This is a genomic window from Veillonella sp. S13054-11 (genome assembly GCF_002959795.1).
Taxonomy (GTDB): Bacteria; Bacillota; Negativicutes; order Veillonellales; family Veillonellaceae; genus Veillonella; species Veillonella parvula_E.
Window position 1 is genome coordinate 263,228 of the sequence record NZ_PPCY01000001.1, and the last position, 26,422, is coordinate 289,649.

Annotated in this window: 26 protein-coding genes; 2 read left to right on the forward strand and 24 right to left on the reverse strand. The window is 36.2% G+C overall.

Annotated elements, in window-relative coordinates:
- Positions 1–2: 2 nt before the first annotated feature.
- The 12 genes from VPHSUH08_RS01280 to VPHSUH08_RS01335 all read right to left on the reverse strand — a co-directional run bounded on the left by VPHSUH08_RS01280 (position 3) and on the right by VPHSUH08_RS01335 (position 15,262).
- Positions 3–497: a D-glycero-beta-D-manno-heptose 1,7-bisphosphate 7-phosphatase gene (locus VPHSUH08_RS01280; protein WP_105086547.1), complete on the reverse strand. Its 495-nt coding sequence runs from the start codon at positions 495–497 to the stop codon at positions 3–5.
- Positions 497–1,462, reverse strand: coding sequence for an ADP-glyceromanno-heptose 6-epimerase (gene rfaD, locus VPHSUH08_RS01285; RefSeq protein ID WP_004692980.1), 966 nt, complete (start codon positions 1,460–1,462; stop codon positions 497–499). Before rfaD ends, VPHSUH08_RS01280 begins: the two co-directional genes overlap by 1 nt.
- Positions 1,459–2,937: a D-glycero-beta-D-manno-heptose-7-phosphate kinase gene (rfaE1, locus tag VPHSUH08_RS01290; RefSeq protein ID WP_105086548.1), complete on the reverse strand. Its 1,479-nt coding sequence runs from the start codon at positions 2,935–2,937 to the stop codon at positions 1,459–1,461. Before rfaE1 ends, rfaD begins: the two co-directional genes overlap by 4 nt.
- 93 nt (positions 2,938–3,030) lie before the next feature.
- The gene (gene gmhA, locus VPHSUH08_RS01295) at positions 3,031–3,600 is read right to left on the reverse strand and encodes a D-sedoheptulose 7-phosphate isomerase (protein WP_008600733.1); all 570 of its coding nucleotides are present in this window, start codon (positions 3,598–3,600) and stop codon (positions 3,031–3,033) included.
- A complete protein-coding gene (locus VPHSUH08_RS01300) occupies positions 3,600–4,526 on the reverse strand; it encodes a dipeptidase (RefSeq protein ID WP_105086549.1) in 927 nt (308 codons plus the stop codon). The genes gmhA and VPHSUH08_RS01300 overlap by 1 nt, the downstream gene beginning before the upstream one ends.
- A gap of 60 nt (positions 4,527–4,586) precedes the next feature.
- Positions 4,587–5,078 carry a transcriptional regulator NrdR gene (gene nrdR, locus VPHSUH08_RS01305; protein WP_004692976.1) on the reverse strand — a complete coding sequence of 164 codons (492 nt, stop codon included), beginning with the start codon at positions 5,076–5,078 and terminating at the stop codon, positions 4,587–4,589.
- 198 nt (positions 5,079–5,276) lie between these two features.
- Positions 5,277–8,723, reverse strand: a complete 3,447-nt coding sequence (locus VPHSUH08_RS01310) for a pyruvate carboxylase (RefSeq protein WP_008600728.1) — start codon at positions 8,721–8,723, stop codon at positions 5,277–5,279.
- Positions 8,724–9,004: 281 nt separating this feature from the next.
- Complete coding sequence (locus VPHSUH08_RS01315) at positions 9,005–10,354, reverse strand: M18 family aminopeptidase (protein ID WP_008600727.1); 1,350 nt, start codon at positions 10,352–10,354, stop codon at positions 9,005–9,007.
- Between the two features lie 234 nt (positions 10,355–10,588).
- Positions 10,589–11,989 carry an anion permease gene (locus tag VPHSUH08_RS01320; RefSeq protein ID WP_008600725.1) on the reverse strand — a complete coding sequence of 467 codons (1,401 nt, stop codon included), beginning with the start codon at positions 11,987–11,989 and terminating at the stop codon, positions 10,589–10,591.
- A 236-nt stretch (positions 11,990–12,225) separates the two neighbouring features.
- Positions 12,226–13,059 carry an Mrp/NBP35 family ATP-binding protein gene (locus tag VPHSUH08_RS01325; RefSeq protein ID WP_004697392.1) on the reverse strand — a complete coding sequence of 278 codons (834 nt, stop codon included), beginning with the start codon at positions 13,057–13,059 and terminating at the stop codon, positions 12,226–12,228.
- A 120-nt stretch (positions 13,060–13,179) separates the two neighbouring features.
- Entirely contained in the window at positions 13,180–14,373 is a 1,194-nt protein-coding gene (locus VPHSUH08_RS01330) for a PLP-dependent aminotransferase family protein (RefSeq protein ID WP_024061481.1), read from the reverse strand.
- A gap of 151 nt (positions 14,374–14,524) precedes the next feature.
- Positions 14,525–15,262, reverse strand: a complete 738-nt coding sequence (locus VPHSUH08_RS01335; protein WP_004692970.1) for a TVP38/TMEM64 family protein — start codon at positions 15,260–15,262, stop codon at positions 14,525–14,527.
- 240 nt (positions 15,263–15,502) lie between these two features.
- Between VPHSUH08_RS01335 and VPHSUH08_RS01340 the strand changes: the two genes are divergently transcribed.
- Positions 15,503–15,895: a thioesterase family protein gene (locus VPHSUH08_RS01340; RefSeq protein WP_004692969.1), complete on the forward strand. Its 393-nt coding sequence runs from the start codon at positions 15,503–15,505 to the stop codon at positions 15,893–15,895.
- A 144-nt stretch (positions 15,896–16,039) separates the two neighbouring features.
- Here the strand turns inward: VPHSUH08_RS01340 and VPHSUH08_RS01345 are convergent, their stop codons facing one another.
- Positions 16,040–17,062, reverse strand: coding sequence for a branched-chain amino acid aminotransferase (locus tag VPHSUH08_RS01345; protein WP_004697304.1), 1,023 nt, complete (start codon positions 17,060–17,062; stop codon positions 16,040–16,042).
- A gap of 285 nt (positions 17,063–17,347) precedes the next feature.
- On the opposite strand from VPHSUH08_RS01345, the gene VPHSUH08_RS01350 reads away from it, so the two are divergent.
- Entirely contained in the window at positions 17,348–18,010 is a 663-nt protein-coding gene (locus VPHSUH08_RS01350) for a fumarylacetoacetate hydrolase family protein (protein WP_004693512.1), read from the forward strand.
- Positions 18,011–18,182: 172 nt separating this feature from the next.
- Here the strand turns inward: VPHSUH08_RS01350 and VPHSUH08_RS01355 are convergent, their stop codons facing one another.
- The 11 genes from VPHSUH08_RS01355 to VPHSUH08_RS01405 form a co-directional block, all read right to left on the reverse strand.
- Positions 18,183–18,680 carry a methylated-DNA--[protein]-cysteine S-methyltransferase gene (locus VPHSUH08_RS01355; protein ID WP_105086550.1) on the reverse strand — a complete coding sequence of 166 codons (498 nt, stop codon included), beginning with the start codon at positions 18,678–18,680 and terminating at the stop codon, positions 18,183–18,185.
- Positions 18,681–18,697: 17 nt separating this feature from the next.
- Complete coding sequence (locus tag VPHSUH08_RS01360; protein ID WP_105086551.1) at positions 18,698–19,549, reverse strand: Sir2 family NAD-dependent protein deacetylase; 852 nt, start codon at positions 19,547–19,549, stop codon at positions 18,698–18,700.
- On the reverse strand, positions 19,521–20,300 hold the full coding sequence (locus VPHSUH08_RS01365) for a protein-ADP-ribose hydrolase (protein WP_060919708.1): 780 nt from the start codon (positions 20,298–20,300) through the stop codon (positions 19,521–19,523). Before VPHSUH08_RS01365 ends, VPHSUH08_RS01360 begins: the two co-directional genes overlap by 29 nt.
- 108 nt (positions 20,301–20,408) lie before the next feature.
- Entirely contained in the window at positions 20,409–21,176 is a 768-nt protein-coding gene (locus VPHSUH08_RS01370; protein ID WP_105086552.1) for a putative quinol monooxygenase, read from the reverse strand.
- Positions 21,177–21,211: 35 nt separating this feature from the next.
- Positions 21,212–21,697, reverse strand: a complete 486-nt coding sequence (locus tag VPHSUH08_RS01375) for a prolyl-tRNA synthetase associated domain-containing protein (RefSeq protein ID WP_105086553.1) — start codon at positions 21,695–21,697, stop codon at positions 21,212–21,214.
- A 108-nt stretch (positions 21,698–21,805) separates the two neighbouring features.
- Positions 21,806–22,828 (reverse strand): DMP19 family protein, encoded by a 1,023-nt coding sequence (locus tag VPHSUH08_RS01380; protein WP_105086554.1) that lies wholly within the window; start codon positions 22,826–22,828, stop codon positions 21,806–21,808.
- 56 nt (positions 22,829–22,884) lie between these two features.
- Positions 22,885–24,417 carry an SMI1/KNR4 family protein gene (locus tag VPHSUH08_RS01385; protein ID WP_105086555.1) on the reverse strand — a complete coding sequence of 511 codons (1,533 nt, stop codon included), beginning with the start codon at positions 24,415–24,417 and terminating at the stop codon, positions 22,885–22,887.
- 43 nt (positions 24,418–24,460) lie between these two features.
- The gene (locus tag VPHSUH08_RS01390) at positions 24,461–24,919 is read right to left on the reverse strand and encodes a glycosyl transferase family 4 (RefSeq protein ID WP_105086556.1); all 459 of its coding nucleotides are present in this window, start codon (positions 24,917–24,919) and stop codon (positions 24,461–24,463) included.
- A 47-nt stretch (positions 24,920–24,966) separates the two neighbouring features.
- A complete protein-coding gene (locus VPHSUH08_RS01395) occupies positions 24,967–25,326 on the reverse strand; it encodes a hypothetical protein (RefSeq protein WP_008600700.1) in 360 nt (119 codons plus the stop codon).
- The gene (locus VPHSUH08_RS01400) at positions 25,319–25,738 is read right to left on the reverse strand and encodes a hypothetical protein (RefSeq protein WP_008600698.1); all 420 of its coding nucleotides are present in this window, start codon (positions 25,736–25,738) and stop codon (positions 25,319–25,321) included. Before VPHSUH08_RS01400 ends, VPHSUH08_RS01395 begins: the two co-directional genes overlap by 8 nt.
- A gap of 193 nt (positions 25,739–25,931) precedes the next feature.
- Positions 25,932–26,411, reverse strand: coding sequence for a pyridoxamine 5'-phosphate oxidase family protein (locus VPHSUH08_RS01405; protein ID WP_008600697.1), 480 nt, complete (start codon positions 26,409–26,411; stop codon positions 25,932–25,934).
- Between the last annotated feature and the right edge of the window lie 11 nt (positions 26,412–26,422).

Genomic DNA, 26,422 nt, shown 5'->3' on the forward strand with positions numbered 1-26,422 from the left:
GATTAAATTATTGTTTTAATGAAATCCAATAGATTAGAGCCTTTAAATAGGTACCCCTTAATGCCAGCGGCCTCAGCAGCATCAACATCACGCTGACTGTCGCCTATAAGGAAACTCTCTGCAGGATTTACATTATAATCCTTAATGGCTTGATTAATCATGCCAGGTTTAGGTTTTCTACATTCACATTCTACTGCATAGAGAGGAACAATACCTTCTTTATGGTGTGGACAGTAATAGAAATGTAAAATCGGTGCTCCACTGCGATCTAGTTCATGAGCCATATAGTCATGTAAAATCTGAACATCAGACTCTTTATAATAACCACGAGCTACACCACTCTGATTTGTCACTACAATGAGATCATAGCCCTTACTATGAGCATAAGCAAGGGCCTCTTTTGCACCATCTACCCACTCTAAATCGCTGATTTTATATAGATAACTAACATCCTTGTTAATAACACCATCGCGATCTAAAAATAATACCTTGCGCATTAACGTAAATACCCTTCGTTATTATCTAATAGTTCACAATATTCTTTAACGGCATCTTCCATTTTATAAAACCCTTTATCATAGCCAGCTGCTAACAATTTAGTAGTATCAGCCTCTGTAAAGCTTTGGTATTTGCCTTTTAACACCTCTGGGAATGGCACATATTCAATTTTGCCTTGACCATTGTAGTCGATTACAGCTTGCATGAATTGGTTAAAGCTATGAGCATTACCTGTACCACAGTTGAAAGTACCAGAGATTTCAGGATGCTCCCAAAAATAGAAGTTTACATTGACTACATCTTTTACATAAATAAAATCACGTGTTTGACCGCCATCTTCGTAGCCATCTGTACCTTCAAAGAGGTTAATGATACCTGTTTCTTTATTTTTGTAGAACATTTGACGTACTAAAGAAGCCATTTTATCTTTATGAGCTTCGTTAGGACCGTATACGTTAAAGTAACGTAAGCCTACAACTTGAGCTGTATATTCACCTTCATATTTACGTACATAACGGTCGAATAACAATTTAGAATACGCATATGGGTTAAGTGCTTCTTCAGCTTCGGGCTTTTCTACGAAACCATTTGTACCATTACCATATGTGGATGCAGAGGATGCATAGATGAATGGAATACGGCGGTCTTGGCAATAATGGAATAGATTTTTAGAACCTTCATAGTTGTTCTTCATCATATATTTGCCATTATATTCCATCGTATCTGCACAAGCGCCTTCGTGGAATACAACTTCAATCGGGCCTACATCAAATGTACCATCAGCAATAGCACAATCAAAATCATCACAATCGATGTAATCTAGAAATTCTAAATTTTGAATATTGCGAATCTTACGACCATCTGTAAGATCATCAACGATGAGAATATCTGTACGACCACGATCATTCAGTGCTTTCACAATATTACTGCCAATAAAACCAGCACCACCTGTTACGATAATCATAATTTGCCCTCCTTAGCCATAGTGGCTATTTTCCCTACAATATCTGATGTAGAGTAACCTTCTTTAAACGAAAGAACCTCTACATTGTCAACGGACTCCCGTCCGATAATATCTTCTATTTTGTAATCTCCACCCTTAACAAGAGTATTGGGACGTAAGTACGCTAGTAATTCAGCCGGCGTATTTTCTTCAAATAACACAACCCCATCGATGCATCGCAGCGCACTCAACAAGGCCGCTCTATCCTCTTCACTTACGATGGGCCGTGTTTTCCCTTTTAAGCGTTGAACAGATGAATCAGAGTTTAATCCAATGATTAAATGATCCCCCAGTTGTGCAGCCTCTTGTAAATACGTGATATGTCCACGATGAAGAATGTCAAAACAACCATTTGTGAACACTACTGTCTCACCTTTGCTTTGCCATTGTGAAACGAGTTCTTTCATTTCTTCCTTTGTATATAATGGTTTAGATTGAATACTATGTTTATAGGAATGCCATAAGTCTAATAGCTCGGAACGATGTATTGGATACGTACCAACCTTAGATACTACGATACCCGCTGCACCATTGGCAATATGCAAAGCTAAACGCATCGATAAACCACTTGCAAGACAGGTCATCATCATGGATACAACGGTATCTCCTGCACCACTCACATCGAATACCTCTTGTTGAGTAGCAGGATTATGCCATGTACGACCATCCTTTGCAATAACCGTAATCCCTTTTGCAGATCGCGTAGCTACAATATAATCTAAATCTACAGTAGCGAGTACAGACTTAGCAGCCTCTACGATAGTAGCATCATCATTTTCTAGTTTACGGCCTACACATTCACCGAGTTCTTTCACATTCGGTGTAATACATGTAGCACCATTATATTTAGACCAGTCTGCACCCTTAGGATCTACGATAGTTTGCACACCATATTTCTTAGCCAAACCAAAGATTGTCTTCAATAAGGTAGGTGTACAAACGCCTTTACCATAGTCAGATACGACAATACCATCAATCCCCGCTTTACATAGATTTTCCAACCAAACAGACAATTGTTGCTCTTCTTGATTGGTTAAATTTGTAATTGTTTCAAAATCAAGGCGCATCATCTGTTGACGATCACCCAATATGCGCATCTTAGTAATAGTAGAGCGGTCATCACTAGTGATTAAACCAGTCGTATCGATTTTATCAGTATCAAGTAAATTTTTTAATAAATGGCCATGGTCGTCATTACCTGCTAGTGCACCAAGATATACTTTACAGTCTAAATTAGACAGATTAGATGCAACATTACCAGCTCCACCAAGGACCTCTTTCATCTTGGACACGCGGTTTACAGGAACCGGTGCTTCTGGAGAAATACGACTTACATCACCAAAAACATAACGGTCTACCATTACATCGCCTACAACGGCAATCTTCAAGTTTGGCAGTTGCTTTGTTAAAAACTGACTAATGGTAGTATTTATCATAATCCACCTATTCCTTATCAAAATTACATATGTTCCTAATTTAAATAAATTTTTAATTGAAACAATGTGTATCTATGAGTAAAAACCTATCGGTTAATAATCTTCTTCAATAATTTCGCACATAATGTGGCCAGCTAAGATATGCATTTCTTGAATGCGTGCTGTCACATTACTAGGAATAGCCAGCGTAATATCACATAGTTCGGCCAATTTGCCACCGCCTTCCCCAGTGAAAGCAATGGTATGCATACCGATAGAACGGGCCATTTCTGCAGCTTTTACAACATTCTTGGAGTTACCAGATGTAGAAATACCGATGAGAACATCACCTGTACGGCCTAAGCCCTCTACTTGACGTGCAAAAACAGATTCAAAATCATAGTCATTCGCAATAGCTGTTAATGCAGATGTATCAGTAGTTAATGCAATGCCTGCAAGAGAGCGCCGTTCCTTTTTAAAGCGACAAATCAATTCAGCTGCTAAATGTTGAGAGTCCGCCGCAGAGCCACCATTACCACAGAACAAAATTTTATTACCATTTTCTAAAGCCGCTTTACAGCGATATCCGATTTCTTGAATGGTATCCATATGTTCCATCGTTTTACCAAACACTTCAAGATGCTCTGTAAAACGATCAGCAATGATTGGATTTAAATCAGTCATTATAAAATCTCCTTTAATAGTCTATCTGCATTTTTCCAGAATAACTTTTCACATTGTTCCACAGATAAACCTGCCTCTTTAAAAGCATCATAAAGACGACTCATTTGAGACATATCTGCAATCTCTGTGTCGGGTGGAATCCCATCGAAATCAGTTCCTAATGCCACTACATCTTCACCGCCCTTGTCGATGAGATATAGACCATGTTTAACAATATCTTCAATGCGACTAATTAGCGATGTGCCGAGAAAATTCTGTGCAAAATTAAGTCCTATAATACCTCCCTTATTAGCGATAAGTCTAATAAGATTATCTGGCAAATTTCGCGTATGAGCCCGAACTTCACGCGCATTTGAATGAGATGCTATAAAAGGAACCTCTAGAATATCCCCTAATTGCTCTGTACCAGCATCGTTAAGATGAGAGCAATCAACAATTATCCCTAACTCTTGCATAGCTTCTACAAATTCAACACCTTTAGATGTCAATTTTTTATGTTGCTCACCACAATGTGGCTCGCCAAGTCCATTTGGATAGTTCCATGTTAGCGTTATAAGTCTGACTCCATCTTGGTAAGCTTGTTTAAGTTTATTTAAATCGCCACCTAGTACGCCACCTTCCTCAATAGACATAAGTGCCCCAATCTTACCAGTCTTGTATACAGACTCTACATCTTGATAAGAGAGCACATGTTGTATGTGCTCTCCATAGTGATGAATTTGTGATACACACAAATTACGCATCTCTTCATAGCGACCATAAGGGTCATTCGTCTCACCCATATTAATAAAGAGCGCAAAGTCTTGTATCTTGCTGTGAGCCTTTTGTAATTTTTCTATATCAATTTTCCAAGTATTACGAAATAAATCACCACTATCAGGATGATCTAGCAATTGCATCATCGTATCACAATGTAAATCTATCATAAAGCCTCACACATCGTTAATTTCAAAACTATGTATAACCAATCAGTAATACAAAATCAATTATTCTTCTACGACAGGTTTGCGTTTCGGCTTTTTAGCGTCTAACTTCTTCAGAGCCTTTAACTCTTCCATAAAGCTATCAATATTATCAAACTTACGATATACACTGGCAAAACGAACATATGCAACTTGATCTATATCTTTAAGTTGTTGTAACACGAGCTCACCAATTCGATCAGTTGTAACCTCTTGGTTAATTTCATTTCGAATGTCACGCTCTACATCATTAACTACTTGCTCCATCACGGACATAGGAACTGTACGCTTATCACAAGAGCGCAATAACCCATTTAGTAGCTTACCGCGGTCAAATAATTCACGTCGTCCATTTTTCTTCAATACCATTAGTGGTACTTCTTCTATAATTTCATAGGTAGTAAAGCGACGGCCACAATTGATACATTCACGGCGACGGCGAATACTATTACCTTCATCAGTCGTTCTAGAGTCTGTTACCTTCGTGTCTGTGTGTTGGCAATAAGGACATCTCATCTGTTACTACTCCTTTTCTACTAATCATTCTAAAATAACGCATAATACGCCCATTTTCTCTATATTATATAGTACCATGAAACCCTTGAAAATACAAAGAATCCCTAGGATTTCCTAGGGATTCTTCCATTATTCTTCCATTTTTCATTTTATGAAATATTTGAGAAATAATATTTTTAATTTTAAATGATTGTTAGTTTATCGTTTTAAAGCATCTTCAATACGAAGCAAGCAGTCACCAGATTCGATACGGCTACCTTCACGTACAAGAATTTCTTCTACGATACCATCGATAGGAGCTGTAATTGTTGTTTCCATTTTCATCGCTTCTGTAACGATCAATGGTTCACCTTTAGTTACAGATTGACCATTCTTAATAAGGATCTTAACAACGGAACCAGACAATGTAGCACCAATTTCACCAGGGTTAGATTCATCCGCTTTGCGACGAACAACACCAGTTGTCTTAGCATGTTTATCATGAACCTTAATGCTACGAGGTTGACCATTAAACTCGAACAATACGATGCGGTTACCATCTTCATCAGGTTCAGAGAAACCATTCATCTTGATAATCAGTGTTTTACCTTTTTCAATGGTTACTTGAATTTCTTCGCCCCGTTTCATACCAAAGAAGAATGTTGGAGTATCTAATACAGATACATCGCCAAAGTCTTTTACAAATTTATTGTAATCTTGGTAAACCTTAGGATACAAGCAATATGCACTAATATCTTCATCAGTTGTTTGGGCTCCCATTTCGCTTAATTCATGACGAATATGTTCAAAATCTGTTGGAGGTAATACAGCACCAGGGCGAACTGTGATTGGGCGAGCACCTTTCAAGATGATTTTTTGTAATTTTTCAGGGAAGCCTTGATATGGAGTACCAAGACGTCCTTCAAAGAATTCAACTACGGATTGAGGGAAATCCAATACATCGCCTTTTTCGTAGATATCTTTTTCAGTTAAGTTGTTTTGTACCATGTACAATGTCATATCCCCTACCACTTTAGAGGATGGTGTAACTTTAATGATATCACCAAACATCATGTTTACTTGGTGGTACATTTTCTTAATATCTGTCCAACGATCACCAAGCCCTACCATTTTAGCTTGTTGTTGCAAGTTAGAGTATTGTCCACCTGGCATTTCATGTTGATATACTTCAGTATTAGGATATGCTTCTGCTTTATCTACACCTTTGTAATATGGTCTGATACTACCAAAATAATGAGACATTTCTTCCATGTAATCAATGTTCATTTCTGGTTGACGTTCATGACCGGACAACGCATAGTACATGGAATTCATGCTAGGTTGAGAAGTACCATTAGCAAATGCTGAGTATGCTAAGTCGATTACATCAACACCAGCATCTACAGCGCGGCCATATGTATAGATAGAGTTACCGGAGCCTTCATGAGTATGCAAGTGAATTGGAACAGAGACAGCATCTTTCAAGGCAGATACCAAGTTATAAGAAGCTTGTGGTTTTAAAAGGCCGGCCATATCTTTAATGGCAATAATATTGGCACCAGCTTTTTCAAGCTCTTTTGCCATATTTACATAATAGTCCAAGTTGTATTTTGTACGAGCACCATCAAGGATATCGCCAGTATAGCACAATGCAACTTCAGCTATTTTATTTTGTGCACGCACTTCATCGATAGCAACATGCATATTATCAAGACTATTCAAGCTATCAAATACGCGGAATACATCAATACCATTAGCAGCAGCCCGTTGAATGAATTGACGAACTACGTTGTCTGGATACGATGTGTAACCTACGGCATTTGCACCACGAAGAAGCATTTGAAGCAATGTATTTGGCACTTCACGACGGAACATGCGCAAACGCTCCCACGGATCTTCATGTAAGAATCGGTATGATACGTCAAAAGTAGCACCCCCCCAACATTCTAAGGAGAATAAGTTAGGTACACCTTTTGCAGCATGACCAGCTACGCGAGCCATATCGATTGTACGAAGACGTGTAGCAAACAAGGATTGATGGGCATCACGCCAAGTGGTATCAGTGAAGAATACTTGTTTTTGTTCCGATAACCATTTACTGAATTTATCTGGTCCAAGTTCATCAAATTTTTGTTTTGTACCAGATGCTGGACTTACATCCAAAGTAGATGGCATTTGAATCGGTTCAAAGTCAGGAACCTCTTGAGCCCCTGCACCAGAATAGCCATTAATTGTAACATCAGCAATGTAACGTAATAATTTAGTACCACGGTCACGATCTGGTTTCAATTCGAATAATTCAGGATGTTCTTCAATGAAGTTTACATTGTAAGAACCACTTTGGAATTCAGGATGTTCCAATACATTAATCAAGAAGTGAATATTTGTTTTTACACCGCGAATACGGAACTCTTTTAAGCAACGAAGCATTTTACGAATAGTTTCTTCGTTGTTAGGACCAAATGCTGTCGCTTTCACAAGCAAGGAGTCATAGTAAGGTGTTACAACGGCACCTGTAAAAGCATTACCAGAATCAAGACGGATACCAAAACCACCAGAGCTACGGTACGCTAAGATTTTACCGGTATCAGGCATAAAGTTGTTTTTAGGATCTTCTGTGGTAATACGACATTGGATAGCAGTGCCTTTACAAGGAATTTTATCCTGCTCAGGAATACCTACTTCAGGGCTATGTAAACTAAAGCCTTCAGCGATTCTAATTTGAGCATGAACAATGTCAATATCTGTAATCATTTCTGTTACAGTATGCTCTACTTGAATACGTGGATTAACTTCGATAAAGTAGAAGCTACCATCAGCAGTTACCAAAAATTCTACAGTACCTGCATTCACGTAGCCAACATTTTTCATGATTTTAACGGCAGCATCACATACAGCTTTACGAGTTTCTAATGATAACGCAAAGGCTGGCGCCATTTCAACTACTTTTTGGTGACGACGTTGAACAGAGCAATCACGTTCATGCAAATGAACTACATTGCCATGTTCATCACCTAAGATTTGAACTTCAATATGTTTAGGCTCTACGATAAGTTTTTCTACATATACATCATCATCGCCAAACGCAGCTTTCGCTTCAGATTTAGCACGATCATATGCATCTCGAAGATCTTCTTTATGATGAACTTCACGCATACCACGACCGCCGCCGCCATTAACGGCTTTAATCATCAATGGAAAACCATGTGTATCAGCAAATTCTTCTAGTTGAGCATAATCTTTTAAAGCCCCATCAGAACCTGGGATCATCGGAATTTTTGCTAATTTAGCTTGCTCACGAGCATTTACTTTATCACCAAACATATTCAAATGCTTGATTTTAGGCCCAATAAAGATAATTCCTTCTTCTTCACAACGACGAGCAAAGCCTTCATTTTCAGATAAGAAGCCATAACCTGGATGGATAGCATCGATGTCATGTTCTTTTGCAATACGGATGATATCTTCAATATCAAGATATGCGTCAACTGGTTTTTTACCTTCCCCTACGAGATAGGCTTCATCGGCTTGGTTACGGTGCAAGGATAATGTATCCTCTTTAGAGTAAATGGCTACAGTTTTAATTCCCATTTCATTACATGCACGGAACACGCGGATCGCAATTTCTCCACGGTTGGCAACCAATACGGATTTAATTTTTCTCATGTATTGCCTCCTACTAGCTTCCACAAATGTGAACTATCAGCTTTCATTTTTATTAATATATGAATATTTCCTATACTTATAGATAAATCAATATTGAGGAAAGCCTCATCAAAATTTATGATGAGGTTTTATATTCATAATAATATATACTTATTATACAATATTTTCATTATATTTAAAGGATTATACCAATTATGAAAGTATAAAATATATTTTTTACTGTTCATTACAAAAAATCATATGTCTTTCAATAATGCACATCGAATAAATTCCATTTTATATTACTTACCACCTAGAAAATGATTCATTAATCGATTTAATTGCTCTTGATCAGCTGCCCCCATCAATTCTCTAGCTGAATGCATTGCTAAAAGAGGCAAGCCTACATCAATAGTACGCATTGGTAACATAGCTGATGAAATGGAACCTACTGTAGATCCACCTGGAATATCCGAACGATTTACATAAATCTGATACTGTGCATCCGCTTCTTCACAAAGGCCTTTAACGATAGCAATGGCCTTAGCATCCCCAGCGTAAGATTGGCTACATGCAATCTTAAGGGATAGCCCTTTATTAAGTACAGGAATATTCGTAATGTCATTTTTCTCTGGATAGTTTGGGTGTAATCCGTGTGCTACATCGGAGGAAATCATAAAGCCTTTAGAGATAAAGCTGTCCATCTCTTGATTAGAATATCCTAATGCGTCATACACGCGTTTAACGAGATTTGGTAATATCATGCCAGCCCCACCTTGTTTCGTACGACTGCCCACCTCTTCGTTATCAAAGAGTATAGCACAGCGAACACCATTAACATTCATTTTTTTGGCTTGAATAATACCAGATAATACACTAAAGCAAGATGTTAAATTATCTAAACGAGGTGAGCTAATGAAATCACCTTCCGTACCGAGTACACAGCCTTGTTCCGTAGGATATAAAGTCATTTCATAAGATAATATTTCGGAAGGATCGCAATCTACTTCATCAGCTAAAAACTTTGTCCACTCATCGTATTGAGTATCTGATTCTGAAAATAAACTTGGATTATTTCTATTATTTAAAGGTTTTGTAGGATTATCTTCATTATTACGTTCCATCATCAATATAGGAAGCATTTCTTTTTGACGATTTAGTTTAACCCCATCATTAACAGAGCGATTCATATGAATAGCTAGGTTTGGAACAATAGCGATAGGCCGTTTTGTATCGACTAGAACAGAATCTACGTCAAAGGCATTTTTTCCTTTTAACACAACCGTACCTGCTGCACCTAATGGACGATCAAGCCATGTATTTTCTATAAGACCGCCATACATTTCTACATTTAACTTTGTGTATCCTTTCATAGAGGTTATAGGGTTTGGTTTAACACGAATAGCAGGAAAATCTGTATGAGCCGACGCAATACGTAATGTATGTTCTGGTTTCTTCCCTATATGAAAGGCAAATAAGGTGGTGCCGAACACGTTAACTACATAAGAACCAGAGTCTAACTGCCACTCATCTTCTAAACTGAGCTCTGTAAATCCTGAGTCCAATAGCATTTGTAAACTTGTATCTACTGTGTGATACGGAGATGTACAAGCGCCAATATACTTTAATAATTGTTCATTATCAAACTTCATAGGTCCCTCCTATGCACAAATCATATAAAATTTGTACAATTAGCTTGAATAATTTATTATGTATATTATTTTACAATATTTACATTAATTATCTATTAACTACTCATATTTTATCACAAAAAGCCGCCCCTATCGGGACGGCTTTTTATATACGATGTAAATGCATAGTACACTAAGTCTAATAGGTTTAAAGTACATGCCATTACAATCCTATAAAATTGTCAGTACTAAATTTTACCACATACCAATCAACTTCATCCATACAGAGCCAAGACCCATGAAGATAATTAAGTTGATTACAGATGTGAAGAAACCAAGTTTCCACCATATATTTTGAGGAACATAACCAGTATTAAAGATTACTGGAGATGGACCTGCTGCATAGTGAGTCAAAGACATACACAAGTTAGATGTGAATGCAATCATCAACAATGTCAACATAGGTGGGGCACCTGCAGAAATAGCGATTGCAGAGAATGCTACGAACATCGCAGAAATATGCGCTGTTAAGGATGCAAATACATAGTGAGCATATGTATTAACAAGAACAGCTACAACAAAGGCAATTACCCAAGAGCCTTCTGGAATATAACCACCCACTTGAACTGTAGCCCATTTGATAAAGCCCAATTTGGAAAGGAATCCGGCAAAGCCCATCAATGTACCCATCCAAACCAATGTATCCCAAGCACCCTTTTCACTCTTAACATCGTCCCAAATTAGAACGCCTGTAGCAAGTAAAATAGAAATACCTAAGAATGCAACAGTTGTAGCATCAAGTTTTGTAAATTGAGACGTAGCCCACAATACTAATGCTAAAATAAATACGCCAAGCATTACCCATTCTTGGAAAGAAATCTTGCCAAGACCTTTTAACTCTTCGCGAATCATTTGTTGAGCTTCACGAGCATCTTTGATTTCCGGTGGATATACTTTATAAATGAAATACGGCATAATAATCAATGCAATAATACCAGGTACGATAGCTGCCATAGCCCAGTCGCCCCATGTAATACCAATACCAAAAGATTGAAGCGCTAATGCTGCAACCAATGTATTACCAGCCATGGATGTTTGGAACATCGCAGATGTAATCGTATTTACTTGGTAAATTGATTGCATCAAGAAAGAACCAATTTTACGAGGTCCATCTTGTGGTTCAGAACCGAAAGCTTTTGCTAAGCTAGTTGTAATTGGCATGATTACACCGCCTACACGAGCTGTGTTAGATGGTGTTGCGGGAGCTAAAATCAAATCAGACAAAGCCAATGCATAGGCCAAACGCAAGGAGCTACTACCAAAAGCAGAAATCAAATTATAAGCAATACGTTTCCCCAAACCAGTTTTAATAAAGCCACGAGAGAATAAGAAAGCACCTACAATTAGCCAGATTGCAGAGTTAGCAAAACCTGAAATACCTTCACTAATCTTTAATGTGCCTGTCAATGCAGCAACAGTAATAACAACGATAGATACGCCACCAATCGGTAACGGCTGAGTAATGAAGCCTACGATAGTAGCTACAAAGATTGCAAATAAATGCCATGACTGAGGAGTTAATCCCTCTGGAGTTGGAACAAACCACAGACCTAAACCAAAGGCTGCTGGAATGATCCAGTTCAATAGTTTTTTCATACACATACGTCCTACATAGGAAAACATTAAAATTAAACCAATATATGCCAATACACCCTATAGTATCATGTTAAGAAAAATAAAAATCTATACTAACTATGTTCAGCATATCTGTAGTAAGAGAATTAAAGATATAATTCTATCTTCCTACCATAAATATAACATAATTCACCATAAAAAGATGTGATAAAAAGCTGTGCATTTATAAATACACAGCTTTCATCATCATATGAATCCTATTCAGGTAGAGATACGTCCTCTAAATTTGTTTTTTCGATAGACTCAATATCACCTTTATCGCAAAGGTTTGCAATAGTTGGGTCAATTGGTAAACGGTTCAACAATAATAGACCGTATTTTTGAAGGATTTCTTCGATGTGGCTTTCACCAAAAATTTGATAATCCTTACCGTTATCTGGGCAATGGAAGTAAGAGTAGTTTTCCACCACACCAATAATAGGCACTTGCATTAAATCAGCCATTTTAACTGCTTTTTCAACAATCATGGATACCAAGTCTTGAGGAGATGTAACGATAATAATACCGTCCAATTTCAAGGATTGATATACAGTAATCGCTACGTCACCTGTTCCCGGTGGCATATCAACAAATAAATAATCGATGTCTTTCCAAATAACATCTGTATAAAATTGTTTTACTACATTACCTAAAATAGGACCACGCCATAAAACAGGATCTGTATCGTTTTCCAAAAGGAGGTTAACAGACATAACGTCAATACCGCCTTTAGATTTTACAGGATACATACCGATTTCGTCAGCATATGCCTTTTCCTTAATGCCAAACATCTTAGGAATAGAAGGACCTGTAATATCCGCATCGAGGATACCTACTTTGTAACCTTTACGCGCCATTGTAATGGCCATCAAGCTGGTAACGGAGGATTTACCTACGCCACCTTTGCCAGATACTACACCAATTACATGTTTAACAGAACTAAGCTCGTGTAATTGAGCTGTAAGATCTTGAGGTTGTTGAGACGCGCCACCACCGCAACCAGAAGATTGAGATGGGCATCCGCCACAATCACTGCTGCTACCGCAACCCATAGTAAACACCTACTTTCTTTGAGGCTATACCTCACATCTATATTAAAAACTTTTTTATATGGTAAACACAATGTATCTACGCCTACATTGTATCACGTTATATCAAAAATTATCAATATATTACTCACCACAAAATTCTTTAGTTAACCCGCCGAGAATTTTCATCCCCTTTGTAATTTCCTCTACTGTTGGTACCGTATAGCTCAAACGAAATGCATGACCTGCTCCTGCTCCATCTGCTGCAAAGGCACCACATTTAATAATCCCAACATTGCGGTCCATACAAGTTTCAAAGAATACATCACAATCTACATCCTCAGGCATCGTCATCCATGCAAACATACCACCTGTAGGTTGTGTCAAATGAACTTTAGAACTCGCATACTTTTTAAAAGCGTTAAGTAAAGCTTCACATTTCATTTTATATACTTTTCGTACATTATCTAAATGAGCATCGTAATCAATGGTATCAAGAACCTTCGCTACCACCTTTTGAGTTACTAATGGCATTTGACCGGCCGTATTATTTTTTAATGCTTGGATAGCTTCAATAACTTTAGTTGGGCCAAATAAGAAGCCTACACGCAAGCCTGCAGATAATGTTTTAGAATAAGAACCTGCATACAGAACACGATCTTCTGTGTCGAAGGATTTGAACGTTGGAATATATTCTCCGGCGAAACGAATTTCACCATATGGATCATCTTCATAGATAAATAAATCATATTTAGATGCAATAGCATAAATCTCCTTACGGCGCTCTAAAGGCATAGTAATGCCTGTTGGATTCTGGAAGTTGGGAATTAGATAAATATATTTACCTTTACCAGATTGAGCCGCTTTTTCTAACTCACCCGGAATCATACCGTACTCGTCAGTTTTAATACCTATTGCTTTACCGCCCATGTTGCGCACAGAGTTAATAGCACTGGTGAAAGTAAATTCATCCATATACACTTCATCGCCTGGTTCTAAAACTGTAATTGGTACAAGACCTAATAATTGACCTGCACCATTGGAAATAATGAGACCTTGTCCTTCCGAATTCATCTTATGAGTTTGTACTAAACGTTCTAACGTAAGTTCTGCTAAATGTGCATCACCTTGCATTGGACCATATTGTAAAAGGCTCATAGGATTAGAATGCACAACTTCATCAAAAGCCCTTTCGATGACCTCTACCGGTATCGCTTCTGGCGCAGGATTACCAATACCAAAGCTAATAAAGCCTTCCACGCCTACACCACGTTCAAATACTTCACGAATAAAATTAGGACCTTTTAAGGTTACACGTTCAGGAAGAGAAAAGCTCATACTATCGCCTCTTTCATATATACTATGTAGAAAACACTTCTAAGTAGAAAATATTACTAACATCAAGAATTAAGAATATTACATTATTAAAACGTAAGCAGCCTATAGTTAATTAGTTATTTTGTAATGGCTTACCTAATTAGACTTTATATTACGCATTAGGATCATGCTCTTGTTCCGCATTTTTCTTATTAATATAGTTCTTATATACTTTCCAAAGAATGAAGTATACAACACCTGCAACAAGAACAATAATTCCTAATCGTCCCATATTTTCTTGGAAATTTACAATATCTGTACCAATAGCTACTTCTAAAGCCGTAGATGGAAATTTACCAATCAAGTTTGCCAATATATAATCTCTAGGTTTGATTTTACTAATGGCCCCTAAGGCGGTAATGACTCCAGATGGAAAATACGGTAAGGATCGTGCAAATAACATGACCACAAAACCATTTTTACCGGAAAAATCATCTACTTTCATCAATACCGTACTCTTAGCAATCAACTTGTCCGCTGTATCACGTAAGAAGTAACGCATAATATAAAAGCTAATGACTACACCAATTGTTTCAGCCAACCAAGAAATAATAATCCCTGGCCACATACCAAATACTAAACCATTAGCTGTAGATATGAAAATTGACGGTAAAAAGCCTACGGCGTTAACAAAAATATCGAGGACCATACTCACCAACATGGCCATAGGGCCAAAACTTTGAATATACTCCGCTACCTCTTCCATAGAGCCACTTGTTGCTAAGTGCCACATGGTCGGATAAAATGTAGGATCTACAATATTTATAATAATTAATAAAACAATAAAACCTATGCCTGCTATTAACTGTACCCAACCTTCACCAGAAGGTTTTAAATTTCTTTTACTCATATATACCTCGTATAAAAAAGACTAGCTTCATTATATCACGTATTCTATAGAACAGTTATAACTAGTTACATTTCTTTAATTTGAATAGCTTTTTTAATATATTTAAAATTGATAACCGATATAGCATTAGAGGTGTATACATATATCTATAAAATATGTATCATTACATTAGCATAAAAATTATCGAAAGATGTATAATACTATTATAACGAGAATTTTCTTAATGAAAGAAGGTATAATATGGTATCAGCAGGTCAAACAGCTACGGCTACTGTAACAGTTACAGAATCTAATATTGCTAAAACAATGAAATCTGGTTCTTTAGATGTCTTTGCCACACCAGCCATGTGCGCTTTAATGGAAGAAGCGGCTCAAGCAGCAGTACAACCATACTTAGAAGAAGGTGAAGGCACTGTAGGTATTGCTTTATCCATCACCCATGAAGCCCCTACTCCACTTGGTGCAACAGTAACAGCAAAAGCTATTGTAAGCGCCGTAGAAGGTCGCAAAATCACATTCGATATCGAAGCTTCTGATGGCATTGGTATTATCGGTCGTGGTACACATGAACGCTTTGTCATTAACAACGAAAAATTTATGGCTAAAGTGCATAGTAGAGCAAACGCTAACTAAATATAGCTAGAATATTTATCAATCAAAATCATTAGTTTACTAATATCTTTAGCAGAATAAAAAACGGCATCTATCATACGGTAGATGCCGTTTTTATATACTTTCATGTTTGCATAATTAAATCATATTTGCATAGTTAAATAATTAGCAAATTTTAACTACCCAGCCTTCAGGAGCTTCGATTTCACCATGTTGAATGCCAAGTAATGTGTCATATAATTTTTTAGTGATAGGACCCATATCATCCATGCCAGCAGGAACATTAATAGTGCCTTCTGGAGTATCGATTTGACCTACTGGAGAAATAACAGCCGCTGTACCACAAAGACCAATTTCAGCAAAGTCTTTTAATTCATCTTTATGAACAGGACGATGTTCTACAGTCATACCAAGGTAGTGTTCTGCTACATACATCAAAGAACGACGTGTAATGGATGGCAAGATACTATCAGATTTAGGTGTAACTAATTTACCATCTTTAGTAATAAAGATGAAGTTAGCACCACCAGTTTCTTCTACATGTGTACGAGTAGCCGCATCAAGATACATATTTTCTGCATAGCCTTCATTATGAGCATCAGTGATAGCATACAAACTCATAGCATAATTCAAACCAGCTTTAATATGGCCAGTACCATGAGGAGCTGCACGATCAAAATCAGTAATACGAATTTTGATTGGTTTAGCACCACCTTTAAAGTAAGGGCCTACTGGTGTTGTAAACACACGGAATTGATATTCATCAGCAGGTTTTACACCGATAACGGAGTTTGTACCCATCATGTAAGGACGAATATAAAGGCTTGCACCATGACCATATGGAGGAACAAAGTCTTTATTTGCTTTTACAACTTCTTTTACAGCTTCAAGGAAACGACCTTCAGGTAATGTAGGCATTACAAGGCGTTCACAGGATTGATTCAAACGTTCTGCATTCAAATCTGGACGGAAGCATACGATGTGACCATCTTTTGTATAGTATGCTTTCAAACCTTCAAAAACAGTTTGAGCGTATTGGAATACACCAGCACATTCATTAAGGACAACGTTAGCATCAGTAATTAGACCACCTTCGTCCCATTTACCATCTTTATATGTAGTCAAATAACGGTAGTCGGTTTCTACATAACCAAAACCGAGATTATCCCAATCGATATTCTTGCTCATAACAATAACCTCCATTTATATTGATATACACTTAATCTTATCACTATCATCTTGTATTTTCAATAGATTCTATAGAGATGATAAATTATATATACAGATATAGTATCTATTAAGATATATCATCTATATATAGGTAACATATTAATAGATATGTATATTATCAAATAGGCCCCTAGCTATACTATCGTTGAATATAAAAATTGTTTTTTACAGTATAGCTACCGCCCTATTTATATTATAATAATTTCAGATATACATTATCTTATTTTACTAGAGGTCCCTATTATGAACGAAAATAAAAATTTTTTAATTCCTAATCCTAAAAGTATCATTTGTATCGGCCTTAACTATGCTGATCATATTGCTGAAACTAGTCTAGCTACACATGATTTTCCAGAAATCTTTATGAAAACATCAAATGCTCTTGCAGGTAATCATGATACAATTACTATTGAAGACGAAACTTTCCATTACGATTATGAAGGAGAATTAGTTATCATCATCGGTAAATCTGGTAAAAACATATCTCCTGAAAAGGCAATGGAACATATCTTAGGCTATACCATTGGTAACGACGTATGTGCCCGTACATTACAGTTTAGAGGTTCTCAATGGATCCTTGGCAAATCGCTTGATCACTTTGCTCCTATTGGTCCTAATATTGTATCTCCTGATGATTTTGACTTTGAAAGTGCTACTATTACGACAACAGTAAATGGTGAAATACGTCAACAAGCAAAGCTAGAACAAATGATTTTTAAGCCTTATAACATTATTGCCTTCTTATCAACATATATGACACTCCAAGAAGGTGACATTATCTTTACAGGTACGCCTAGTGGTGTAGTATTAGGTAAAAATGAAAGTAAGTATTCTTGGTTAAAACCAGGAGATATTGTTACAGTTTCCATAAGCGGTATTGGTACCTTAGAAAACAAATTTATTTAAAATAAGTACATTGTAAAAGTATTGTATTTGCTCATATTCTAATTATTACGATATCTATTTACATTACAACTAAATATATCTAAACACAAAAAAAGATTACTTCTATATATGTCTAACTATACATAGAAGTAATCTCTTTTATTATTATCTATGTTTTATATTTACTATTACTTTATTTATGCTCCGACTCTAGGTCTAGCATATATTTCTTGCGTTCAATGCCCCCTGCATATCCTGTTAACTGGCCATTACTACCAATAACACGGTGACAAGGAACGATGATAGAAATTGGATTATGCCCTACAGCCCCTCCTACGGCTTGAGCAAAAAATTTCTCTTTACCTTGTTGCTGTGCAATTTGTTTACCAATATCTCCATATGTTGTAGTTTCACCATAAGGAATTGTCTGTAATATAGACCATACGGATTTACGGAACTCTGTACCTTCTAACTGGATAGGCGGTGTAATAAAGGGCTTTTTACCATTAAAGTATTGATTTAGCCACATAATTGTTACTTCAAATGGACCTGTTAGTTGCTCTATATACTCCGCATCATCATAACTAGGTGCATGAGCTTCATCAATAAAAAATAAATCTGTTAAGTATGATAATGTACCAAGCATAATCATTGTCCCTAATGGACTTTCATAGGTATATTTATAGTTCATAGTACATTAACTCCTTCTTAAGATAACAAATCATTCAATACCTTTTGTATGTCATTATTAAACAATACTGTATTTTGCTGAATATCAAATGGAATCGATCGTTTTTCAATATTAACTGGTACATATAGTGTGTCTATATTGTCATGTGCCACCCGCATAAATGGATATTTAATAATCATCGGTGTATTATAGCCAACACCAAGTTCTAACAATACGGTTTTCTTATCTTTATAATTCTCTATAAAACTTGCATATCGTTTTTGAGCTGCATACCAACCTTCGTCTTGCACAAAGGCACCGTCGACACGTAAATTCATCGTCATTAGTTCGCCACATCTAGGACAGTGAGGAATTAATTCTGTGGGAATTTTCATATCCTTTTGTTCTTTCACCATACGACGCACTTGTTCTTCATTATCATAAGTCTTTTGATGACATGGCTCAAAGCATTGCCACAAGCCATAATCACCTTGCATGTAATAAAATCTATTTTTATCCACTCCAGCAAATTGCATTTGATGATCTACATTAGTGGTAATCACAAAGTAATTCTTATTTTGTAACAACTCCATCAACCGAATATAAGGTTCACCTACTGAAATATCATAGCGATTATAGTAGATATGACGGCTCCACCACGCCCAATATTCTTCCATGCTTTCAAATGAATAGAATCCACCAGAATACATATCTGTGATACCGTACTTTTTGTGAAAGTCATCGAAGTATTTATGAAAACGTTCTCCACTATAGGTCAGACCCGCTGCAGTAGACATACCGGCCCCAATACCTACGAGTACCGCATCAGCTGTATTCAAAAAATCTTTTACACGTTTTATATTATCCCAATAATTTGTTGTAGATGTCATAATCTATATCCTTAAATACGTTAAATACCACTTGGATTTTACTATTTGTTTCTTTTAAATACCTACGTACCGTATCGATAGCAATTTGGGCCGCCAATTCATTAGGAAATCTAAACTCACCTGTAGAAATGCAGCAAAATGCAATGGACTTCAAACTATAAGCATTAGCTAGCTCCAAGCAAGATCTATAGCACGATGACAATTGTTCTTTTTCTAAGTCTGTAACAGTATCATAAACAATAGGCCCTACCGTATGGATAACATGACTGGCAGGTAAATTAAAACCATAGGTCATACGAGCTACACCTGTCTTTTCAGGCATATCCATATACTCAGTCATCCTAGCACAGGCCATACGTAACTCAATACCAGCAAAAGTATGAATGGCATTATCAATACATTTGTGATTCGGTAGAAAACAACCGAGCAACTGCTCATTAGCTGCATTGACTATAGCCTTTACCGCTAGACGTGTTATATCCCCTTGCCACAAATATATCTGAGGTTCTCGCTCTTCCATATCGTTAATCGTAACGATGCCTTTTTCATGAGCCAATGTATTTAAATATTCATCCTCTATCTTCATCCACTCTGCGGACATAGCTCCTGCAGGACGAATATTACATAGTGCTCTAAATAGAGTAAATTGTTCTTCTTCACTTACGGGAATATCTATATGTTCGTTATATTTCTCTTTATATTCGGCTACTAATCCCTCTAAAAGATAGCGCAATCGTTCTTGTTGTGTCATATATAACTCCTAAATAGAATTAACTAGATTATAACCTATTATATAGCAAAAAACTGCTAGCACATAATATGCTAGCAGTAACTTTACTGATTAGTATTATATCAAAAACTAAGGTCTAACAAATGATTGACCACCATGGTTTACAAGGATATCCCCATCTAATACTTTAGTAGTAACCCCTTGTAGACTACCTTGGATTTGGCTCATCATAAAACGATAACCTGGGCTGTTCAAGTGTTTAGTAAGGGCTTCTTGATCGCTATAGATTTGAATGACGTACCAACGATTTTTTGCATTTCTTTCACGAAGCACATAACCAGCCTTATAACCCGCATCATCACGAACGGCACGTTCCATATCGAGTTGATATTGTCGTTGTACCGTATCGATTTCATTGCTATCAACAGTAAACTCAGTTAAGGTCACCACTGCCTTACCATCATTTACGATAGATAATGCATCTTTCTTTTCAAATAAAAGTACAGACTGTACATCGTACATCTTACGATTTGTTAATTTAGAACCGACTTCATTAACAAATGCTTGATAATGGTCAGATTTGCGATGTGTTTCAATAGCAGCTAAATCTTTATAGATTTCAACTACATAAGACTCCGAAGGATTACCTTTTACATGCGCCACATTCATGGACAATGTATTAGGTTCTTTTTCCATAGATGCTGTCAGATTAGCTACACCTGCACTATTATAAGTTCCTTGTAACTCTACAGGTACTTCGAAACGATACATGCCTACACTAGGTGCTGTATCTACAGATTGATCTCGCTCCATAACAAGAGCTGCAAAAGATGTGCTTACACCTAATACGGCAATAACAGATGTAACTATCATACGTTTTAATAATGTTCTATTCATAGATCTTCTTAAACTGCTCCTAAAACACTTCAAAATTACAATGTAATATACTCTACTATTGTACCATGTTCTTCAATAAGTTTAACTAGTTCTTTGCCTTTAAGCCATACAGTCGCATCATTTTGGTTTGGATGTATGCCGATTAAATTATTTTCGTAGTCCGCGTCAATATAGTAATGGACCTTACGTTCCTCATCATGGAGCAAGCAGAATGGAGATACATGACCTGGTTTAATCTTCAAAATATCCCATAGTTCTTCTTCAGAACCAAAGGTAATCTTTTTAAGCTTGTGGTCCTTACGGAATTGTTTTAAATCTACACGTTTAGAACCACGAACGGTAATTAAATAGTAATGTTCTCGTTTATGATCTCGTATAAATAAATTCTTCGCATCCCACTCAGGATATGGCAACTGCACATTTGGCTTATCGTCCATACTAAATAATGGTGCGTGATCTGTAATTTCAAAATCGATATGATGGTCACGCAAACAATCATATACGCCTTGTTTATCTAACATGTAATACCTCTGATACATCGTTTCCGCTTGGTGAAAGTAGCTAACATAGTGAAAATCGATTAGCATACTAAAAGTGCAGATTATATTTTATTACGTATATCACCAAGCTTATTCTGGAATCGTATAGGTTCCATCAAATACAAATAAATGAGGATTTTCGTGTACAAATACATCTTCAAAAATTCCATCATATTCATATACTACATCATCTTTTTCATCTAGAAACTCAAAGAACTCTGGATTATCCTCAGATTGCTGTAATAATTTCCATCGTTCTTCTCTATCAAATGGTACTGTACCGCCAAAGTAGCCTAATACAGTTTGGAAATTATTTGCTAACTCATCCATTTTAAATCGTTGCAAACCTGCTAATGCGTCTTCCCATACAATGCCTGTTGAATTATAGAAGAACTGATGATGTCCACCATTATTAACCTCAGCAAAATACCAACATATTGCATTGAGATATCTTTGCTCTAAGGTAAAACCTTTTGAGGATTCTATATAATCATCATGAGAGCCATAAATATTGATAGTCCAATACATGGGCTCATTAATGGTCCACATATCATCTGTAGCTTGGATTTCTTCCACTGTGATGGTGAGATGATGAGGAACACCTCGTTTATTTCGCTTTTTTCCCACCACATACTGGCTATAAGCTTTGCATAACTCAGTATACTCTGCTTCACACTGTTCAAAGTCCATTTGCATATAGCACATATCGATGATTTCAAAGAAGTATTCTTTTATATCATTTCGATCTTCCTTAGTAGCTAAACGTACACCCTTATCTACTAACCTTAGCATCTGTTGCATCGCATCCGATGTATACGCGTCATTATTACCAAGCGCAATAACTCCATACGCATAAGCACAGCGATAATACCACACCGCATCACGATATTTTTCATCAATAGACTCTAATACCTTAATTGCCTCTTTTTCATTGCCATTATTGTTATAAGCTCTACCGAGCTCACCTAACAGAGATATAGATAAATTTTCTGTGCCCACACTAGTTAACACATCAATAATAGTTTCTACTTGTTCAGTATCATTAAGATCTTTAACAGTTTGTAATTGCTCTATATCAGAAAGTGCTTTAAATTGTTCAACCGTTAATGTCATTATGCCACATCCTGTCGTATTACAAATATAGTCTTATAGTTAACATTATTTAGAAACTAGCTACCACAAACAATAAAGAATACAGGTATACTATCTTCATTATCTATAAGTCCGTAACCTTCACATTCATGACCTTCGTATTCAATACCTTCAAAGAATACGTGATCACCAAGTTCTTTATTAGCCATTAAATTATGCAATTTAAAGAGCAATTCTTCTCTAGTAAAATATGTACCATTATCCGCCACAAGATGAGCCATAATTTCTACCTGCCACATGCCATCTTCTTTATCTTCTTCAAGTAATTCCTCATCGGTAACACGTTCATTATCAAAAAGTTGATCTTCACTTTCAATCCAAGCTTCATAGGTTACTAGAATTTCCGGTGCTTCTAATCTATCGTCGTCATCTGCTTCATCATCTACATATTTCTTTACATTTTCATTGTATTCTTTGGAAAACTCTTCTCTGCTATATGTTTGCTTATTAAATACCCAATGTACTACATCATATGTAGGATAGTTATCTTCTTCGCATTCATTAATATCTCCAGTAACTTTACCTTCCGTAGTAGCTTTACCTTCTGTAGTATCTTTACTATTTTTCTTATCAAAAAGATTCTTAATGGTTTCAAATATCACAGGATAATCCTCCTTGTACTCTTTTGGCTTAATTTTAAATAGTTGATACTTTACTACTTCACAGCACCAACCAAGCTGTTTATCTAAGTGAGCTTCTTTCGTCATTTTTATGCCAATCTCTATTAACTGTAATGCCTTCTGTACATGTTCAGATTCGTAGCTTTCACCACATCCCAAAGATGCATGAGCATAGCCACAACGATAATACCAAGACCAATCACGATGTGCCTCATCTATACGATTAAATAAATCGATAGCCTCTGCTGCCCGTCCATTATTGTTATACATACGTCCTAAGGTGCTTAATAGTATTGGGGACAAATTATCGATGCCCATATTATTTAACAGTTCCATCGCACGCTTGATATCGATGCCCTCTTGTTCATTAAGGAACTTAACCTTTTCCGCATCACTTAATTCTTGAAACTCTTCGTCCGTAATGTCTTCTATACTGATATATAAGCCCTTAATAAAATCACCAAAGTTATCTGCTAATAGAGTAATTGAGTAATCACCTTCTTGGTCGTCTATACGTACAACCTTAGGCTCACCGGTAGGACCACACTCACGATAATCGAGGAAAATCATGTCGTGACCACCGGAAATCGTATCGGCTACAACGACACCGATAGGGGGATATTTTACTTTCGAAATCCAAAATTTATTCCCCATCTCACCTAAAAGAGAGTATTTCTTATCTTTATCGATGCCATATATACCTGTTACGTATACACAATCGTCATCATCATCAATAAAACAATTTTTCTTTACTACACCACCATTATGGTTTTTAAGTAGCTCAATATATGCTACAGGCAATGTATACCCTAGATTTGCTTCAGCTGCTTTAATATCCTCATCAGTAACAGATTTACCTATATAAGATTCAAATGCATAGTCGACATCGTTCCAAAATCCGGTCCAATTAAAATCTTTCAGATTACTCATAATACCCTCTCCTAGTTTAAACCGATATAATCTAAATTCTTAATTACTCATTTATAGAATAAGTTTTGATTAAAGCTTTTACTTCATGTCGTATTAATATGGTATCTACAATATAAGAAAAAATGATATAAGGAGATGCATTTATAATCGCTATAGGCGCTAATATAATTGCTACCCATAATAGATCTAGAGGATATGCATACCACTTAATATCTATGGTATTTAAAATGGGTATAACATAGTCTATTACTCTTAATTCCCATTGCATTAATGGATTTAATTCCTCACTTGTTCCTACTAGCCAAGCAAAGATAACCCCAAAAAGCAAAAAATATAATATGCCAGCTGGAATTAATATCTTCGCTCTCTTTTTTAATAGATTACGACAAATCTCATCTTCTTCCTCTGGTGCTATATCATATAACATATTGCACTGAATCTGAATTCGTCTAAATCGATAGCGAATATACTTATACAAAATGTTATTAGGTGTATATAACATAATAGACTCCACATATAAGTCATAATAGCAAAATCATGGAAAATATATCATCCATCTATGGCAAAATAATGTAAATCTTTGAATTCATCATCCCAAAATGTAAAAGAAAAGATATGGGTATCATCAAAGGTTTGCTCGCAATAGGTCACAGCATCACGTTCTGGTTCAATAATAGGCATACCAATACGTGTTTTCACGTCATCAATAGTTACATCACCATACCAATCTTGTATTTCGTTATAAATGAAAGTTGCAATTGCATCTATATTCTTATGGTAATTAACAGCTAATAGCTTTGCCGTATCTAAATTAGCATCTGTTGGTTTCTCATCCCAGCAAAACTGTATTCCTTCGTAGGATATGGTATATTGCCTTAACTGTTCATCATATATTGCAAGATTAGTCATTTTCTGTTCCTTTTATATAGCTTTCCATCTTCGGTCTTAAATCTAACACAATTTCCCAATCATCTAACGATGGTACCTTATGATGTGCAATAAATTCTTCTATGATCTGTAATACCTCTTGATGTCCTAGCTCATTTTTACCATATATAATAGCGCCCTGTTCGCCATCATTAGTTGCACTAAGCTCTATATGTAATAAATCGGTATCTTGATCACTACAAACTTGTACAAAGTTATACTTTTTATTATCTATTAAGATTGCATTTAATGGTGATATAACTACAAAATCTTGCTCTTGATCTTCAATAGCATATAGATTTTGCTCAACCTCATTCAATGTAATCCCTTCATATTTGTACTCACCCACATCAATGGACCAATCCGTATATTTTTTCTCAAAGGTATCTATCATATGTATCGACTCTCCTTTACGATATCTGTTACGATATGAGTTACAGCTTCAAATGTACCTAAATTCTTTAACTTTATCATGTCTCTCTCCCACGAACTATATTTTTAAAATGATTATTACTAATTACATTATATTATATTTATAAGTATGAGTGTATAGTAAAAGCCCTTCACATAAGTGAAGGGCTAATCTATTATTTCTCTTGTACTTGTTTACCACTCATATGTTCGATGGTAATTTCAAACATTTGTGTTGCTCGCCCATTACGAGCAATTTGTTCATCAGCTAAAGTCTCATCAGGATAATACTTCATAGCAAATTCTTTTAATCGCTCTATAGATTCTGAACCGGCCTCTAACAAACGACATTTTCCAAATACGACTACACTTTGTACATACGGCGCCCAAGATTCAGATTCATCAATACACTCATTACCATATACGGTAAAGCATATCTTATCTGAAGTTTTCAATGCATCTACTTTATGACCAGCTTTAGCTCCATGAAAATAAATTTTCTTCTTATCACAGTCATAAAAATAATTAATAGGAATAGCATAAGGGTACCCATTATCGCCGTTCATGGCTAAAATACCTCGACGATTAGATTGTAATAAAGCTTCTATAGCAGCACGATCTATTTCATTTATCTTTTTACGAATAGGTTTAAACATAATATATCTCC

Excerpts from the sequence above, each read along its gene's own strand:
- VPHSUH08_RS01280 (WP_105086547.1), bottom strand. The coding sequence starts at position 497 with ATGCGCAAGGTATTATTTTTAGATCGCGATGGTGTTATTAACAAGGAT.
- rfaD (WP_004692980.1), bottom strand. The coding sequence starts at position 1,462 with ATGATTATCGTAACAGGTGGTGCTGGTTTTATTGGCAGTAATATTGTG.
- rfaE1 (WP_105086548.1), bottom strand. The coding sequence starts at position 2,937 with ATGATAAATACTACCATTAGTCAGTTTTTAACAAAGCAACTGCCAAAC.
- gmhA (WP_008600733.1), bottom strand. The coding sequence starts at position 3,600 with ATGACTGATTTAAATCCAATCATTGCTGATCGTTTTACAGAGCATCTT.
- VPHSUH08_RS01300 (WP_105086549.1), bottom strand. The coding sequence starts at position 4,526 with ATGATAGATTTACATTGTGATACGATGATGCAATTGCTAGATCATCCT.
- nrdR (WP_004692976.1), bottom strand. The coding sequence starts at position 5,078 with ATGAGATGTCCTTATTGCCAACACACAGACACGAAGGTAACAGACTCT.
- VPHSUH08_RS01310 (WP_008600728.1), bottom strand. The coding sequence starts at position 8,723 with ATGAGAAAAATTAAATCCGTATTGGTTGCCAACCGTGGAGAAATTGCG.
- VPHSUH08_RS01315 (WP_008600727.1), bottom strand. The coding sequence starts at position 10,354 with ATGAAGTTTGATAATGAACAATTATTAAAGTATATTGGCGCTTGTACA.
- VPHSUH08_RS01320 (WP_008600725.1), bottom strand. The coding sequence starts at position 11,989 with ATGAAAAAACTATTGAACTGGATCATTCCAGCAGCCTTTGGTTTAGGT.
- VPHSUH08_RS01325 (WP_004697392.1), bottom strand. The coding sequence starts at position 13,059 with ATGGGTTGCGGTAGCAGCAGTGATTGTGGCGGATGCCCATCTCAATCT.
- VPHSUH08_RS01330 (WP_024061481.1), bottom strand. The coding sequence starts at position 14,373 with ATGAGCTTTTCTCTTCCTGAACGTGTAACCTTAAAAGGTCCTAATTTT.
- VPHSUH08_RS01335 (WP_004692970.1), bottom strand. The coding sequence starts at position 15,262 with ATGAGTAAAAGAAATTTAAAACCTTCTGGTGAAGGTTGGGTACAGTTA.
- VPHSUH08_RS01340 (WP_004692969.1), top strand. The coding sequence starts at position 15,503 with ATGGTATCAGCAGGTCAAACAGCTACGGCTACTGTAACAGTTACAGAA.
- VPHSUH08_RS01345 (WP_004697304.1), bottom strand. The coding sequence starts at position 17,062 with ATGAGCAAGAATATCGATTGGGATAATCTCGGTTTTGGTTATGTAGAA.
- VPHSUH08_RS01350 (WP_004693512.1), top strand. The coding sequence starts at position 17,348 with ATGAACGAAAATAAAAATTTTTTAATTCCTAATCCTAAAAGTATCATT.
- VPHSUH08_RS01355 (WP_105086550.1), bottom strand. The coding sequence starts at position 18,680 with ATGAACTATAAATATACCTATGAAAGTCCATTAGGGACAATGATTATG.
- VPHSUH08_RS01360 (WP_105086551.1), bottom strand. The coding sequence starts at position 19,549 with ATGACATCTACAACAAATTATTGGGATAATATAAAACGTGTAAAAGAT.
- VPHSUH08_RS01365 (WP_060919708.1), bottom strand. The coding sequence starts at position 20,300 with ATGACACAACAAGAACGATTGCGCTATCTTTTAGAGGGATTAGTAGCC.
- VPHSUH08_RS01370 (WP_105086552.1), bottom strand. The coding sequence starts at position 21,176 with ATGAATAGAACATTATTAAAACGTATGATAGTTACATCTGTTATTGCC.
- VPHSUH08_RS01375 (WP_105086553.1), bottom strand. The coding sequence starts at position 21,697 with ATGTTAGATAAACAAGGCGTATATGATTGTTTGCGTGACCATCATATC.
- VPHSUH08_RS01380 (WP_105086554.1), bottom strand. The coding sequence starts at position 22,828 with ATGACATTAACGGTTGAACAATTTAAAGCACTTTCTGATATAGAGCAA.
- VPHSUH08_RS01385 (WP_105086555.1), bottom strand. The coding sequence starts at position 24,417 with ATGAGTAATCTGAAAGATTTTAATTGGACCGGATTTTGGAACGATGTC.
- VPHSUH08_RS01390 (WP_105086556.1), bottom strand. The coding sequence starts at position 24,919 with ATGTTATATACACCTAATAACATTTTGTATAAGTATATTCGCTATCGA.
- VPHSUH08_RS01395 (WP_008600700.1), bottom strand. The coding sequence starts at position 25,326 with ATGACTAATCTTGCAATATATGATGAACAGTTAAGGCAATATACCATA.
- VPHSUH08_RS01400 (WP_008600698.1), bottom strand. The coding sequence starts at position 25,738 with ATGATAGATACCTTTGAGAAAAAATATACGGATTGGTCCATTGATGTG.
- VPHSUH08_RS01405 (WP_008600697.1), bottom strand. The coding sequence starts at position 26,411 with ATGTTTAAACCTATTCGTAAAAAGATAAATGAAATAGATCGTGCTGCT.